This is a genomic window from Streptomyces sp. DI166, from assembly GCF_900091315.1.
GTDB classification, from domain to species: domain Bacteria; phylum Actinomycetota; class Actinomycetes; order Streptomycetales; family Streptomycetaceae; genus Streptomyces; species Streptomyces fuscus.
Genome location: NZ_FLSP01000011.1, coordinates 1 through 13,235, shown reverse-complemented (window position 1 = coordinate 13,235; position 13,235 = coordinate 1). Strand labels below are relative to the sequence as shown.

The 13,235-nt window shown below is 74.3% G+C and carries 14 protein-coding genes; 8 read left to right on the top strand and 6 right to left on the bottom strand.

Translation table 11 applies throughout. From position 1 onward, the window contains the following. Nucleotides 1-9: 9 nt before the first annotated feature. On the top strand, nt 10-1,038 hold the full coding sequence (gene gap, locus GA0115233_RS07960; RefSeq protein ID WP_093719400.1) for a type I glyceraldehyde-3-phosphate dehydrogenase: 1,029 nt from the start codon (nt 10-12) through the stop codon (nt 1,036-1,038). Between the two features lie 121 nt (nt 1,039-1,159). Then, the gene (locus tag GA0115233_RS07955) at nt 1,160-2,887 is read left to right on the top strand and encodes a sensor histidine kinase (RefSeq protein WP_093719494.1); all 1,728 of its coding nucleotides are present in this window, start codon (nt 1,160-1,162) and stop codon (nt 2,885-2,887) included. A 21-nt stretch (nt 2,888-2,908) separates the two neighbouring features. Here the strand turns inward: GA0115233_RS07955 and GA0115233_RS07950 are convergent, their stop codons facing one another. The 5 genes from GA0115233_RS07950 to GA0115233_RS07930 form a co-directional block, all read right to left on the bottom strand. Beyond that, on the bottom strand, nt 2,909-3,709 hold the full coding sequence (locus GA0115233_RS07950) for an SCO2400 family protein (RefSeq protein WP_093719399.1): 801 nt from the start codon (nt 3,707-3,709) through the stop codon (nt 2,909-2,911). A 132-nt stretch (nt 3,710-3,841) separates the two neighbouring features. After that, complete coding sequence (locus tag GA0115233_RS07945; RefSeq protein WP_093719398.1) at nt 3,842-4,735, bottom strand: universal stress protein; 894 nt, start codon at nt 4,733-4,735, stop codon at nt 3,842-3,844. A 134-nt stretch (nt 4,736-4,869) separates the two neighbouring features. After that, nucleotides 4,870-6,045, bottom strand: a complete 1,176-nt coding sequence (locus tag GA0115233_RS07940) for an MFS transporter (RefSeq protein WP_255310093.1) — start codon at nt 6,043-6,045, stop codon at nt 4,870-4,872. A 155-nt stretch (nt 6,046-6,200) separates the two neighbouring features. Further along, nucleotides 6,201-7,784: an ABC transporter permease gene (locus tag GA0115233_RS07935; RefSeq protein WP_093719397.1), complete on the bottom strand. Its 1,584-nt coding sequence runs from the start codon at nt 7,782-7,784 to the stop codon at nt 6,201-6,203. Further along, on the bottom strand, nt 7,781-8,731 hold the full coding sequence (locus GA0115233_RS07930) for an ABC transporter ATP-binding protein (protein ID WP_093719396.1): 951 nt from the start codon (nt 8,729-8,731) through the stop codon (nt 7,781-7,783). Before GA0115233_RS07930 ends, GA0115233_RS07935 begins: the two co-directional genes overlap by 4 nt. 222 nt (nt 8,732-8,953) lie before the next feature. Between GA0115233_RS07930 and GA0115233_RS07925 the strand changes: the two genes are divergently transcribed. The 4 genes from GA0115233_RS07925 to GA0115233_RS07910 all read left to right on the top strand — a co-directional run bounded on the left by GA0115233_RS07925 (nt 8,954) and on the right by GA0115233_RS07910 (nt 11,343). After that, a complete protein-coding gene (locus tag GA0115233_RS07925) occupies nt 8,954-9,418 on the top strand; it encodes a cyclic nucleotide-binding domain-containing protein (protein WP_093719395.1) in 465 nt (154 codons plus the stop codon). A gap of 14 nt (nt 9,419-9,432) precedes the next feature. Next, complete coding sequence (locus GA0115233_RS07920) at nt 9,433-10,131, top strand: CBS domain-containing protein (protein ID WP_093719394.1); 699 nt, start codon at nt 9,433-9,435, stop codon at nt 10,129-10,131. A 26-nt stretch (nt 10,132-10,157) separates the two neighbouring features. After that, nucleotides 10,158-10,754 carry an Rv1733c family protein gene (locus tag GA0115233_RS07915; protein WP_093719492.1) on the top strand — a complete coding sequence of 199 codons (597 nt, stop codon included), beginning with the start codon at nt 10,158-10,160 and terminating at the stop codon, nt 10,752-10,754. A gap of 166 nt (nt 10,755-10,920) precedes the next feature. Continuing rightward, nucleotides 10,921-11,343 carry an Hsp20/alpha crystallin family protein gene (locus tag GA0115233_RS07910; protein WP_093719393.1) on the top strand — a complete coding sequence of 141 codons (423 nt, stop codon included), beginning with the start codon at nt 10,921-10,923 and terminating at the stop codon, nt 11,341-11,343. A 133-nt stretch (nt 11,344-11,476) separates the two neighbouring features. Here the strand turns inward: GA0115233_RS07910 and GA0115233_RS07905 are convergent, their stop codons facing one another. Then, nucleotides 11,477-12,148, bottom strand: a complete 672-nt coding sequence (locus tag GA0115233_RS07905) for a CBS domain-containing protein (RefSeq protein ID WP_093719392.1) — start codon at nt 12,146-12,148, stop codon at nt 11,477-11,479. Between the two features lie 190 nt (nt 12,149-12,338). Here GA0115233_RS07905 and GA0115233_RS07900 point away from each other — a divergent pair, with 190 nt between their 5' ends. Beyond that, on the top strand, nt 12,339-12,833 hold the full coding sequence (locus GA0115233_RS07900; RefSeq protein ID WP_093719391.1) for a hypothetical protein: 495 nt from the start codon (nt 12,339-12,341) through the stop codon (nt 12,831-12,833). Then, nucleotides 12,806-13,235, top strand: a 430-nt coding sequence (locus GA0115233_RS07895; RefSeq protein WP_176711671.1) for a V-type ATPase subunit, incomplete at its 3' end; no start/stop codon positions are given. The genes GA0115233_RS07900 and GA0115233_RS07895, both read left to right, overlap by 28 nt.

The following is a 13,235-nucleotide window of genomic DNA, read 5'->3' as shown; positions in this document are numbered from 1 at the left end:
ACCACCGACATGAGCGTGCGCGTGGCAATCAACGGCTTCGGCCGCATCGGACGCAACTACCTGCGCTGTGTGCTGGAACGCGCCGAGACTTCCGCCGGCACCCCGGTCGAGATCGTCGCGGTCAACGACATCACCTCACCCGCCGCGCTGGCCCATCTGCTGGCCTACGACTCGACCTACGGGCGGATCGGCCGTGACGTCGGGCACGACGACACCTCCCTCACCGTCGACGGGCACCGTATCGACGTCACCGCCGAGCGCGACCCGGCCGCCCTGGGCTGGGGCGACCTGGGCATCGACATCGTCATCGAGTCCACCGGCCGCTTCCGGACCCGCGCACAGGCCGGCGCCCACCTGGAGGCGGGCGCCCGCAAGGTGCTGCTGTCGGTGCCGGGCAAGGACGTCGACGCCACGGTCGTGATGGGCGTCAACGAGGGCACCTACGACCCGGAGCGCGACCACATCGTCTCCAACGCCTCCTGCACCACCAACTGCGTGGCCCCCATGGTCAAGGTCCTCGACGAGCGCTTCGGCATCGTCAAGGGACTGATGACCACGATCCACGGCTACACCAACGACCAGGTCGTGCTGGACGGCCCGCACAAGGACCCGCGCCGCGGCCGCAGCGCCGCCGTCAACATCATCCCCACCTCCACCGGCGCCGCCCGCGCGGTCGGACTGGTCCTGCCGCAGCTCTCCGGCACCCTCGACGGCATCGCCGTCCGCGTGCCCGTGGAGGACGGCTCCCTGACCGACCTCAGCGTGGTCCTGGAGCGCCCCGTCACCGCCGAGGAGGTCAACGCCGCCTTCAAGGAGGCCGCCGACGGGCCGCTCAAGGGCGTCCTGCGGGTCTCCGAAGCCCCCATCGTCTCCCGGGACATCGTCGGCGACCCCGCCTCCTGCGTCCTGGACGCCCCGCTCACCCAGGCCCACGGCGACCTGGTCAAGGTCTTCGGCTGGTACGACAACGAATGGGGGTACACCAACCGGCTGCTGGACCTCACCGAGTACGTCGCCGCCCGCCTCCCGCGCGGCTGACCTGCGGGCCCCTCCACCGGGCGACCTGCCCCGATGCCGTGTCGCCGCATGCCCCGGACCGTTACGGTGGCACTGGACCGCCATGGGCGGAGACGGACCGAGGGGCGTGGAGGAACAACCGGTGGAGAGCCAGGAGCAGGCCGGTCAGGCCCGCGTACGGCTTCCGCAGCTTAAGCTTGACGAGCTGCTGGAGGAACTGCAGGCGCGCCTCGACGCGGCGCGCGGCACGCGCGACCGGGTGCACAGCCTGCTGGAGGCGGTGCTCTCGGTCGGCCGGGAGCTCGACCTGGAACAGGCCCTGAACAGCATCGTCGAGGCGGCGGCCGCGCTGGTGGACGCGCAGTACGCCGCCCTCGGCGTGATCGGGCCGGACGGCAAGCGGCTGTCCGCCTTCCACACCGTCGGCGTCAGCGAGGAGCAGATCCGCGAGATCGGCCCCTACCCGGAGGGCCACGGCATCCTCGGCGAACTGATCCGCCACCCCCAGCCGCTGCGCCTGGCGAAGCTCTCCGAGCACCCGGCGTCCTACGGCTTCCCGCCCCACCACCCGCCGATGAACACCTTCCTCGGCGTCCCGATCCGGGTCCGCGACCAGGTCTTCGGCAATCTGTACCTGACCGAGAAGGGCGGCGGGGCGCAGTTCGACGAGGAGGACGAGTCGGTCCTGTCCACGCTCGCCGTCGCGGCCGGTGTCGCCATCGACAACGCCCGCCTGTACGAGGAGTCCCGGCTGCGCGAGCGCTGGCTGCGGGCCAACGCCGAGATCACCCACAGTCTGATGTCCGGGGCCGAGCGCGGTGAGGCGCTCGGACTGATCGCCCGGCGCGCCAAGGACATCTCCGGCGCCGTCCTCGCCGTGGTCGCCATGCCGGTGGAGGACACCGACGTACTGCGGGTGGAACTGGCCACGGGCAAGGGCGCCGAGGCGCACCGGGGTCTGGTGCTGCCGGTGGACGACAGCCTCATCGGGCGGGCCTTCTCCGCCGGGTCCTCCGTCACCAGCTCGGACATCTCCCGCGACGAGCGCGTCGCCGACTCCGGCGACCGGTTCACCGGACTCGGTCCCGCCGTGGCCGTGCCCATCGGCACCGGCGACGGCGTGCGCGGTGTGGTGCTGCTGGCCCGCGAGCAGGGGCGGCCGGTGTACGCCGCCAAGGAGACCGAGCCGTTGCAGGGCTTCGCCGCGCAGGCCGCGATCGCCATGGAGCTGGCCGAACGCCGCCGCGACGCCGAGGAGATCGCGGTGCTCAAGGACCGCGACCGGATCGCCCGCGACCTGCACGACCTCGCCATCCAGCGGCTGTTCGCGACCGGTATGACCCTGCAGAGCGCGGGACGTTTCATCGAGCACGCCGAGGCCGGGGACCGCGTGGCGCGGGCCGTGGACGACCTGGACGAGACCATCAAGATCATCCGGTCGACCATCTTCGGCCTGCGGGCCCGTGAGAACGGCGCCGGGACCGGGCTGCGCGCCCGCGTCGTGCGGGCGGCCGGGGAGGCGGCCCCGGTGCTGGGCTTCGCGCCCAGTGTGCGGATGGAGGGCCTGGTCGACACGGACGTGCCCCGCGAGGTCGCCGACCATGTGATCGCCGTGCTCTCCGAGTCCCTCACCAACATCGCCCGGCACGCCCGCGCCGAGCGCGCCGACGTGGTGCTGGAGACCGACGGCAGCGAGGTCCGCCTCACCGTGACGGACAACGGCGTCGGTATCCCGGCCGAGGGGCGGCGCAGCGGACTGCGCAACATGGCCGAGCGTGCCGAACAGCTCGGCGGCGAGCTGGAGTTGAGCACCCCGGAGGGTGGGGGGAGCCGGCTGGTGTGGCGGGTTCCGGTACCCGCCGAGGAGTAGCGGGGAGCGCTGAGCGGGGCGTCAGCCCAGGCACAGCACCAGCAGACACACCTGCGACGACGGTTCGGTCGCGGAGGGCGACGGCGCGGCGGTGGCCGGCGGCGTGGGTGTGACGGCCGGCTCCGGGACGGTGTTGTTGCCGTTGCCGTTGCCGTTGCCGTTGCCGTTGCCGGGTGGGAGCTGCTGCGACTGGGCGTCCGAGGTCACCGAGGACGCGGGCGCGTCCGGGGTGCGCGGTTCGGCCGTGGTCGGCGTGGAGCGGGGCGTCACGGATATGGACTGCTCGCGCGGGGCGTTCGTGGGGGACGACGGCCGGGACGCGGGCGTGGTGGGCGTGGTGGGCCGCGTGTCCGGTGTCCGTGACGGCGTGGAGGCGGACGGCGTCGGCTCCGTGGGATCGCCTGCCTCGGTGGGCGTTTCCCCTGCGGAGCCCATCGCCCTGTTGTCCGGTGCGGTGGCCGCCTGGGCGCGGTCCCCGGATCGCCCGTCCAGGGAGGCGACGGTCAGTCCACCGCCGACCAGGGCGACCGCGGTGGCCACAAGTGCCTTGCGCTGGTTCTTCTTCCAGCGGGCCCGCTGCCGGCGCCGTGCCGCGCGGCCCGTGACGGACGCGGTCTCGGCGGGCAGCGCGTCCGCGGCAGGCGCGTCGGCGGGCTCCGCCACCGGGGGTTCCGCGTCGTGCCAGGGGCCGCGGTCCGGGACCGGGTCCGACAGGGGCGCCGCCATCGCCATCGGGGGAGCGATGTCCGGGGCGTAGGCGCCGCATCCGGGGCACACCAGGGCACCGTTGAGGTGCCGACGGCACGAGGAGCAGTAGTCCATCCGGGGGTCTTCCTGACTCGGCGTTCGCACGGGGGACCGACGTGGTTGATCGATCGGCCAGAACCGTAGCGAGCCTTTCGACAGGCTGTGTGCAGCCTGTGTGCCGCTCCTGCACAGGTCTCGTGCGGCCCTTCACTCGTGCGGCACCACGGCGACCGGACAGCGCACATGACGCAGCGCCGCGTGCGCGACCGGCCCGGTGTGCGGGCCGATCCCGGCCGGGCGGATCCTGCGGCCGACGATCAGCAGCCCGCAGTCCCGGGAGGCGTCGAGCAGCCGGTGCGCCGGACGTCCCTCCCCGGCCAGCGGCACGACCTCCACCGTGGGGTACTTCTCCCGCCACGGCGCGAGCACGGCCTCCAGCACCTGCCCGGACTTCTGCCCGACCTCACGGCGGGCCTTGGCCTCCAGCGCGGACGGCACGTACGGCAGCCGCCACGCGTACACCACCCGCAGCGGCGCGGACCGCAGCCGCGCGCTCTCGAAGGCGAACGCGAGCAGGTCGTCGCACCGCTGCGCCGGGTCCACGCCGACGGCCAGCGGCCGGTACGGCGTGTGGGCGGAGAGCCCGCCCGTCCCGTCCGGCTCGTGTTCGTCCGCCGACGTGTGCTCGGCCCGTACCAGGACGACCGGCCGTGCGACCCGCGCCACCGCGGACTGGGCCACGGAACCGGCCAGCAGACCGCCCAGGCCGGTGAACGCCCGGCTGCCGAGCACGAGCAGTTCGGCCTCCTCGCCCTGCGCGGCCATCGCCTCGGGCGCGGGCCGGGGGATCTGCTCGGCGCTCAGGCTCACCTGCGGGTAGCGCTCGTTGACCCGGTCCATGCCCAGGCGCAGCAGGCGCCGCGCCCGGTCACGCGGTGCCTCCAGCTCGGGCAGGTCCGACTCCGTGGGCGCGGCGAGGCCCTCTCCGGCGTGCACCAGCCGCAACGGCAGACCGCGCCGGAGCGCCTCACGGGCCGCCCAGTCGGTGGCGGCCAGGCTCTCAGGGGATCCGTCCAGTCCTACGACAACGGGGCGAAGCATGACGGGCACCTCCCGGAGCGGCGCCCACGCGTCCGTGCGCGGGCCCCCGCGTCACCAGGATCGGCCGCGGACACCGCCGCGCACATGGGTCGGCACGGCCGCACCGCGGGGCCGAACGGCCCATGTGCCGCGGGTCAGCCCGCCTCGGCGGACGCGGTCTTGCGCCGTACCGCGCGGCGCACCCCGGTCTCCGTGAAGATCAGCGCGGCCAGCGCCACTACCGCGAGAAGGATCAGGCCCAGGGCGTAGCTGTCGTAGGCGCCGTAGAGGGTGCCCATCACCAGCGGGGGTACGAAGCCGCCGAGGCCGCCTGCCGCGCCGACCACGCCGGTCACCGAGCCGGTCTGGCCGGGCGGGGCGAGCAGGGCCACGAAGGCGAAGGTCGCGCCGCTGCCCGCGCCCAGGGCCCCGGCCATCGCCAGGAAGGCGATCGTGCCCAGGGGAGCCAGGGACGGGGTGGCGGACTGCACCAGCGCGCCCACGACGACCACGCCCAGGCTCCCGGAGAGCACCCGCACCGGCCCGATCCGGTCCGACAGCCAGCCGCCGACCGGACGCATCGCCACCGCCAGCAGCACGAAGCCCGCCATCCGGTTGGCCGCGTCCGCCTGGGTGAGGTCGTAGGCGGTCTTCAAGTACGTCGGCAGGTACACGGAGAAGGCGACGTAACCGCCGAACGCCACCGCGTACAGCGCGGACGCCTGCCAGGTCAGCGGCAGCCGCAGGGTGTCCAGCAGGCGCCGCGCCAGCGGTTCGGACGGTGCCGTGCGGCCGGGCGCGTCCCGCAGGACCAGGGCGGCCACGACCGCGTAGACCACCAGGACGACGGCGCAGTCCAGGAACGGGTTGACGATGCCGTAGGCGTCCGCCAGCTTCACCGTGGTCAGCGCGCTGATCGCGGTGCCGCCCATGCCCATGCCGAAGACGCCGATGGCCATGCCCCGCCGCTCGGGCGGGAACCAGGCGCTGACGAACGGCACCCCGATCGCGAACGCCGTTCCGCCGATGCCGAGGAAGAACCCGCCGACCAGCAGCGCGGCCAGCGAGTCGTGCCCGGCGAGCCCCAGGTACAGGACCGGGATCACGGTGACGGCGGAGACCAGCGGGAACATCACCCGTCCGCCGTAGCGGTCGGTCAGCGCGCCCACCGGGATCCGGCCCAGCGACCCCACCACCACCGGCACCGCCACCAGCAGCGACTGCTCGAACGAGGTCAGGTCCAGGTCGTCGTGGAAGCGCGGGCCGAGCGGGCTGAGCAGGGCCCACGCCCAGAAGTTCACGGCGAACCCCACGGTGGCCAGGACCAGCATCAGCCAGGCACGCGAGGACACCGGCGCGGTGCCCGCGGCCGATCCTGGGGACACGGGGGACGGGGACTGGACCATCATCTGATCCCTTCGGTAGGCGGAGCCTTGTGCTCAGATTCGCCGAACAGCGCGCGCGCCGCCCGTGGACCGCCCGGCGGTCAGCCGACGTCCCGCCGCCGGAATCCGGCCACACCGGCCGCCGTCAGCAGGGCCGCGAGCAGGGCGAGCAGCAGGGGAGCGGCCACCGTCGGATCACCCGCCGGGAGGTGCGGGACGTGCTCGAAGGGGGACAGGTCGCGCACCCAGGAGGGCAGGCCCAGCACCTCGCCGAGCAGTCCGATGACGGCACACGCGGCGAGCACCGCCCACGCGGCGGCCGTGGCCCGCGGCACCAGCCCGAACAGCGCCGTCGCCAGCCCCGCCAGCAGCCACAGCGCCGGCGCGTAGGCGAGCGCCGCGCCCGTCAGCCGGGGGATCTGCGACCAGCCGCCGCCGGTGGACCCGTAGGCGATCCCGGCGCCCAGACCGGCGAGGGCGAGCACGACGACGCTGCCCGCGAGCGCCACCGCCAGATGGCTCGCCATCCAGCGCGCCCGGGACACGGGCGTGGCCAGCAGCGGCTCCGCGCGCAGCGCACCCTCCTCACCCAGCGGGCGCAGCGCGGACTGGACGGCGAAGCCGGTGCCGATGAGGGCGACCAGGAGCAGCGACTGGGCGAGGTAGGAGTCGGTGAGGTCGGTGGCGCCGTAGCGGGCCAGGATGTCCGCCATGGTGTCGTTGTCGCCGATGAAGTCCTCCACGTCGGCGGCGACCCAGCCGTAGGCGAGCCCGGTGAGGAACACCGCGCTGCCCCAGCCGATCAGACTGCCGCGCTGCAACCGCACCGCGAGCCCCAGGGGCCTGCCCAGACCGGGGGCCGCGCGCGGCGGGCCGGGACGGGGCGCGACCAGGCCCGCGCCGACGTCCCGCCGGTCGCTGAGGGCGTGGGCCACGGCCACGGCGGCGGCCGCGCCGACGGCGGCGAGGAGCAGCGGCCACCAGCGTTCGCCCGCGAACGGCCGGGACTTCTGCACGAGCCCGATCGGGGAGAACCACGACAGCGTGCCGTCCCCGATGTCACCGACGGCGCGCAGCACGAAGGCCGCGCCCAGCACGGCGCCGGTGCCGCCGTGCACGACCCGGGTGTTCTCCGAGATCTGGGCCGCGACCAGGGTGAACCCGGCGAAGAGAAGGCCGAGCAGACAGAAGGCCGTACCGAAGACCAGCGAGCCCCGCGCGGGCAGGTCCATGGCGATCAGACCGAGGGCGACGGCGGCGCCGACGGCCACGTTCATGCCGGTGACGACCAGGAGCGTGGCCGTGGCGTTGGCGTGCCGCCCGACCGGCAGGGCGCGCAGTGCGTCGCCGCGGCCGGCCTCCTCCTCGCCGCGCGTGTTGCGCCCGGTCATGAAGACGCTCATCAGGGCGACCACCACCAGACCCAGAGTGCCGACCTGGAAGGCGACCTCGCCGCCCATCGTGTCCAGCGCCAGCGGCGGCCCGTTGAAGGCGATCGCGGCCGCGTTGCCCCTGCTCGCCTCGGCCGCCACGTCCAGGTCGTGCTGGGTGGGGTACAGGCCCTTGATGCTGGCCGCCGTGACCAACACCAGCACGGGCACGGCGAGCAGCCACAGCAGGATCCGCACGCGGTCGCGGCGCAGGACCAGCCGGGTCAGCGTGACCGTGCCGGTCAACTCGGTCATGACCCCTCCAGGGCGGCCGTCTCGTCGCCGTAGTGCCGCAGGAACAACTCCTCCAGCGTCGGCGGGCGGCTGGTCAGCGAACGGATACCGAAGTCGGCCAGCAGCCGTACGACGTGGTCGAGCCGGTCGGAGTCGACGTCGAAGCGGGCCCGGTGGTCGTCCACCCGCAGATCGTGCACGCCCGGCAGGGCGGCGAGCCCTTCGGGCGCACGCACCGTCTCGACATCGATCGACGTGCGCGTCAGATGGCGCAGTTCGGTCAGCGTGCCGCTCTCCACGGTGCGGCCCGCGCGGATGATGCTCACCCGGTCGCACAGCGCCTCCACCTCCGCCAGGATGTGGCTGGACAGCAGCACGGTGCGGCCCTCCGCCTTCACCTCGCGGATGCACTCCTGGAAGACGCTCTCCATCAACGGGTCGAGCCCCGAGGTCGGTTCGTCCAGGAGCAGCAGCTCCGCACGCGAGGTCAGCGCCGCGACCAGGCCGACCTTCTGCCGGTTGCCCTTGGAGTAGGTGCGCGCCTTCTTCGTCGGGTCCAGCTCGAACCGTTCCAGCAACGCGTCGCGCCGCACCGGGTCGAGGTCGCCGCGCAGCCGCGCGTAGACGTCGATGATCTCGCCGCCCGTCAGCTTGGGCCACAGACTCACGTCGCCCGGTACGTAGGCCAGCCGGCGGTGCAGCGCCACGGCGTCCCGCCACGGGTCGCCGCCCAGCAGCCGTACCTCACCGAAGTCCGCGCGCAGCAGGCCCAGCAGCACCCGGATCGTCGTGGTCTTCCCCGCCCCGTTGGGACCGAGGAAGCCGTGCACCTCGCCCTCGGCGACGATCAGATCCAGCCCGTCCAGGGCACGGGTCCGGCCGAAGGTCTTCGTCAGGCCCGAGACGGACGCGGCGGCATCGCCCCGTGACGTCGGGCTGTTGCGGCGTGGAGCGGAGACAGTGGACATGCATCCTCCTGTGGGTCCTCACCCGACTCTTCCGCAACGGCGGGAGACACGGCAGAGGCCGAAGGTCCCAGGGACGGGGCGCCGGCACAACCACGCGTGCCCTTTGGGACCCCCGACTAGGGCCGCTCGGCTCATGTCGTCACCGCGCCGATGACCGAGCCTGAAGACAGCAGACGCATGTCCGGCTCACCGTCGGCCCGGCGGAGCACCAGGAGGCCCACCATGACTACCGCGACGACACCCCGGCCGACCAAGACACTTGCCGCGGAGTACCGGGGCCGGCTCCTGGACGTGGCCCGCGAGGTGCGCTTCCCCGCGGACATCCGGCTCTTCCACGAGGGCGGCCGCGCCGACCGCTTCTGGATCCTCCAGTCCGGCATCGTGAGCCTCGACATGCGCGTACCGGGCCACCGGCCCGTCGAGGCGGACACCCTCGGCGCCGGCGACCTGCTCGGCTGGTCCTGGCTGTTCCCGCCGTACCGCCGGCGGTTCGGCGCGCAGACCGCCGGGCCGGTGCGCGCCCTGGAGTTCGACGCCGAGGAGGTGCGCCGGATGTGCGCCGAGGACCCGGCGATGGGACACGCGATGGCGCTGTGGGCCGGATCGGTCGCCACCCGGCGGCTGCAGGCCGCCCGCACCCGCCTCCTCGACCTCTACGCGCCCTACGGCAGCGGAAGCCGGGGCTGAGTCCGGAGGCCACCATGGACGGCAGCCCGAGCATCGTCAGCGACGTGATGACCCGCAAGGTCGTGGCCGTGCGACGCGGGGCCGCGTTCAAGGACATCGTGAAAGCCATGCGCCGGTGGCGCGTCAGCGGCGTGCCCGTGGTCGACGACCGGCAGCGGGTCCTGGGCGTCGTCTCCGAGCGGGACCTGCTGCTGAAGGAGGAGTTCCACGGCGGCGACCCGCTCCGGTCCCGCCCCGCCGGCCTGGCCAAGGCCGAGGCCCGCACGGCCGGTGAGCTGATGACGGCACCCGCCGTCACCGCGGACCCCTGCGACTCCCTGGCCCGGACCGCCCGGACCATGGCCCGCTACGGCGTGCACCGGCTCCCCGTGGTCGACGAGGACGGGGTGCTCCAGGGCATCGTGAGCCGCTCCGACCTGCTGAAGGTGTTCCTGCGGGACGACGCGTCCATCGCCCGCGAGGTGCGCACCGACGTGGTGGCGCTTCTCTTCCCCGAGACACCGGAGGAGGTGCGGGTGGACGTCGAGTCGGGCGTCGTGCGGCTGAGCGGCCGGGTGCGCAACACCGAACTCGTACCCGTCGCGGTGCGGATGGCGCGCGCCGTCGAGGGAGTCGTCGCGGTGGACTGCCGGCTGCTGGGCCCGCGCCATCGCCCGGCCCAGGAACCCGACCTCGCCGACGACCGGACCGCGCGGGACCGACAGGCTCCGTGAGTCCGTCCGGCAAGGGGGTGTCGACCATGTCGACCACGCGGAGAACCCGCCGCCCGCGGAAGGTGTGGTGGTGGCGCTGGCGGCGCAACCCCCTGCGCCGCCCCGTCGACCGCCTTGAGGCATGGATCATCGTCATCGGCTGGGTCCTCGCCCTCGTCGGCGCCCTGTGCGCCGCCCGGATGACCGCGGACGCCGTGGCCGACGGCCTCGCCGAACGGCGCGCGCGGGCCGAACCGGTCGCCGCCGTGCTCGTCGAGGACGCGCCCGAGCGGCCCGGCACCGAAGGGCTCACCGACGGCTCGGTGTGGGCGAAGGTCCGCTGGACCGAGTCCGACGGCGACACCCGCACGGGGCTGGCGAAGGCCCAGCCGGGCCGCCGCGCCGGTTCCTCCGCCACCGTCTGGACGAACGGGAAGGGCGAGATGGTCGCCGCGCCGCCCACCCCCTCCCAGGCCCGGTTCGAGTCGGCGCTGCTGGGCGCCTCGGCCGGGCTGCTCGCCGCGGGCACGGCCGTGGGCGGCGCCCGGCTGGTGCGGATACGGCTGGACCGGCGGCGGCTTCGGGACTGGGAACGCGAGTGGTCCGCGGTGGGTCCGCAGTGGAGCCGCAGGACCAAAGGCTGAGCGGGGAGCCGCAGGACCAAAGGCTGAGCGGGGAGCCGCAGGACCAAAGGGCGACCGGACCGGCGAGTGACAGGGACCGTCCGGTCCCGCGCTTGCCCGTTCGGCCCAGGCGCCGTCAGGTACCCGGACGGGACGCTGGAGTTGGGAAGAGCGAAAGGAGGGTGACATGAGCGGCATGATCGAGCGGTTGCCCGGCTGGCCTGCGTTCCCCGACCTGTTCGGCTGGGTCGAGGGCGGATTCCCGCTGACCCACCCCGTCGCCGGGGCGCACGGCATCCGCATCGAGGAGCGCCTGACGGACGGCACGTACGTGCTGCGGGCCGAGCTTCCCGGCATCGACCCGGCGAAGGACGTCGAGATCACCGTCACGGAAGGCGTGCTCACGCTGCGCGCCGAGCGCACCGAGGAGACCAAGGACAAGCACCGCACCGAGTTCCGCTACGGCACCTTCGCCCGGTCCGTCCGGCTGCCCGCCGGCGCCAAGGGCGACGAGGCCACCGCGGACTACAAGGACGGTGTCCTGACGATCACGGTTCCGGTGCCGGAGGAGAAGGCCGGCAGCCGGACCATCCCGGTGCGGCACGCCTGAGCGCCGTCGTGCGCCACGCCGCACCCGTGTGCGCGGCCGGACCGACCCGGTCGCGCACACGTCTGTACGCACGCACACATCCGTACACGTGCGGAGGGCGGCCCGCGATCGGGCCGCCCTCCGCACGGACTTGCTAGTCCTCGTCCCGCACCAGTGCCTCCAGCAGCTCACTGCGGCTGACCACGCCCAGCAGCCGGTTGTGGTGGTCCGTCACGAAGATCTGCCGGACCCTGGACCGGGAGGCCGTACGCGCCGCGTCGATCACCGAGGTCCACGGCTGGACGGTGATCGCCGGCTCCGTCATCAGCGCGCCCGCCGTGGTGCCCTCCCGCTCGATGCGCCGACGGCGGCCGTGCAGCAGCCCGAACCCGCCGGGCGCGCCGTCCGGGTCGGCCAGCGCGGCGGCACGGGCGAGCAGGTCGGACTCGGCGACCACACCCACGACGTGCTGTTCCTCGTCCACCACGGGGGCCGCCCCGGTCTCCTGGCGGGCCAGCTCACGCGCGATGTCCTCGAACGGGGTCTCGGGGGAGATCCCCTCCGCGGACCGCTTCATGACGTCCCGCACCCGCAGCACCGTGTCCTTGGCGGGCCGCACGACCGTGCCCGGGGCGGCGGACTGCCGGTCCGCGTCCTCGGCGGCGTCGGCCGCCGCCTCCTGCGCCTCGTGGGAGGCCATGGCCTGGAGGTAACGGATCATCGCGTCCTGGCGGAACCCCTCGGTCGGCACCGGGGAGTGCCTCGGCACCGCGCGGCGGGCCTCGGTCCCCGACGACAACGCTGCCCGAGTCCCACGGTCGTTCATGACAGCCTCCCTGGAATGCGCGGACTTCGTTCCACCCTCACGATCGCGCCGACGCGCCCACGCGCACAGGGCCGCCCGGCCCCTTCCGTGGGACGCAACGGCCCTGTGGGGGACGGTGGACCGGCGCCTAGCGTGGAGTCAGACCACAGGACATCGACGCCGGTCAACGCGGTCGGTCCAGGAGGTCCGTATGCCTGGGTTCCGCCATTTCCTGGCGCGCTTCCGGCCCGCCGGTTCCCCCGGCCCGGCCGTCGGCGGGGCCGTACCCGCCGACCGCACCGCCGCACTCGCGGCCGAACTGGAGCCCCCGCTCACCGCCCTGGACGACACGGCGGCCGAGGCGGAACGGATCCGCCGCGCGGCCGCACAGGAGGCCGACCGGCGCCGCCGCGCCGCCGCCCAGCGGGCCGAGGAGACTGTACGAACGGCCCGGGAGCGGGCCCCGCGCCTCAGGCGCGAGACCGCCGCACGGCTCGGCGCCGAGGCCGAGGCCGAAGCCGCCCGCGCCGGCGTCCGCGCCGAGGCCGCCGTGGCGGAGCTGCGCGCCCGGGCACGCGCCCGCACCCCCGGTCTGGCGGCCCGCCTGGTGGCACAGGTGACACGGGAACTCGACACGCTCGCAGACAGCGCACAGACCGGTCCGAACAGGGAGACGCCATGGGCGCGCGATGGGTCGCCGGAGTGACCCGGGCCAGGGCCATGGCCGCTGCCCGCCTGGGACCCGGCGCGGCGCGGAGCCTGGCCGGGTCCCCGACCCCGGCCGAGGCCGTACGGGCCCTCGCGGGCACCCCCTACCGGCGCGGACTCGACCCGCAGGCCGGGACCGAGGAGGCCCAACGGGCCGTCCTGGACGCCCTCGTGTGGCAGCTGAGGGTGCTCGCCGGATGGCAGCCGCGGGCCGGGGCCGTCGCCGTACGGCTGCTCGCGTCCGGGTTCGAGATCGCCAACACCCGCGAGCTGCTGGACGCGTTGGACAGCGGCCGCCCGACCGCGCCGTACCGGCTGGGCGCGCTCGCCACCGTCTGGCCGCGCCTGTCCCGGGCCCGCACCGCGGACGGGGTACGGACCGTGCTGGCCACCTCCGTGT

Excerpts from the sequence above, each read along its gene's own strand:
- GA0115233_RS07925 (WP_093719395.1), top strand. The coding sequence starts at position 8,954 with ATGACTACCGCGACGACACCCCGGCCGACCAAGACACTTGCCGCGGAG.
- gap (WP_093719400.1), top strand. The coding sequence starts at position 10 with ATGAGCGTGCGCGTGGCAATCAACGGCTTCGGCCGCATCGGACGCAAC.
- GA0115233_RS07920 (WP_093719394.1), top strand. The coding sequence starts at position 9,433 with ATGGACGGCAGCCCGAGCATCGTCAGCGACGTGATGACCCGCAAGGTC.
- GA0115233_RS07905 (WP_093719392.1), bottom strand. The coding sequence starts at position 12,148 with ATGAACGACCGTGGGACTCGGGCAGCGTTGTCGTCGGGGACCGAGGCC.
- GA0115233_RS07900 (WP_093719391.1), top strand. The coding sequence starts at position 12,339 with ATGCCTGGGTTCCGCCATTTCCTGGCGCGCTTCCGGCCCGCCGGTTCC.
- GA0115233_RS07935 (WP_093719397.1), bottom strand. The coding sequence starts at position 7,784 with ATGACCGAGTTGACCGGCACGGTCACGCTGACCCGGCTGGTCCTGCGC.
- GA0115233_RS07945 (WP_093719398.1), bottom strand. The coding sequence starts at position 4,735 with ATGCTTCGCCCCGTTGTCGTAGGACTGGACGGATCCCCTGAGAGCCTG.
- GA0115233_RS07910 (WP_093719393.1), top strand. The coding sequence starts at position 10,921 with ATGAGCGGCATGATCGAGCGGTTGCCCGGCTGGCCTGCGTTCCCCGAC.
- GA0115233_RS07915 (WP_093719492.1), top strand. The coding sequence starts at position 10,158 with ATGTCGACCACGCGGAGAACCCGCCGCCCGCGGAAGGTGTGGTGGTGG.
- GA0115233_RS07930 (WP_093719396.1), bottom strand. The coding sequence starts at position 8,731 with ATGTCCACTGTCTCCGCTCCACGCCGCAACAGCCCGACGTCACGGGGC.
- GA0115233_RS07940 (WP_255310093.1), bottom strand. The coding sequence starts at position 6,045 with ATGCTGGTCCTGGCCACCGTGGGGTTCGCCGTGAACTTCTGGGCGTGG.
- GA0115233_RS07950 (WP_093719399.1), bottom strand. The coding sequence starts at position 3,709 with ATGGACTACTGCTCCTCGTGCCGTCGGCACCTCAACGGTGCCCTGGTG.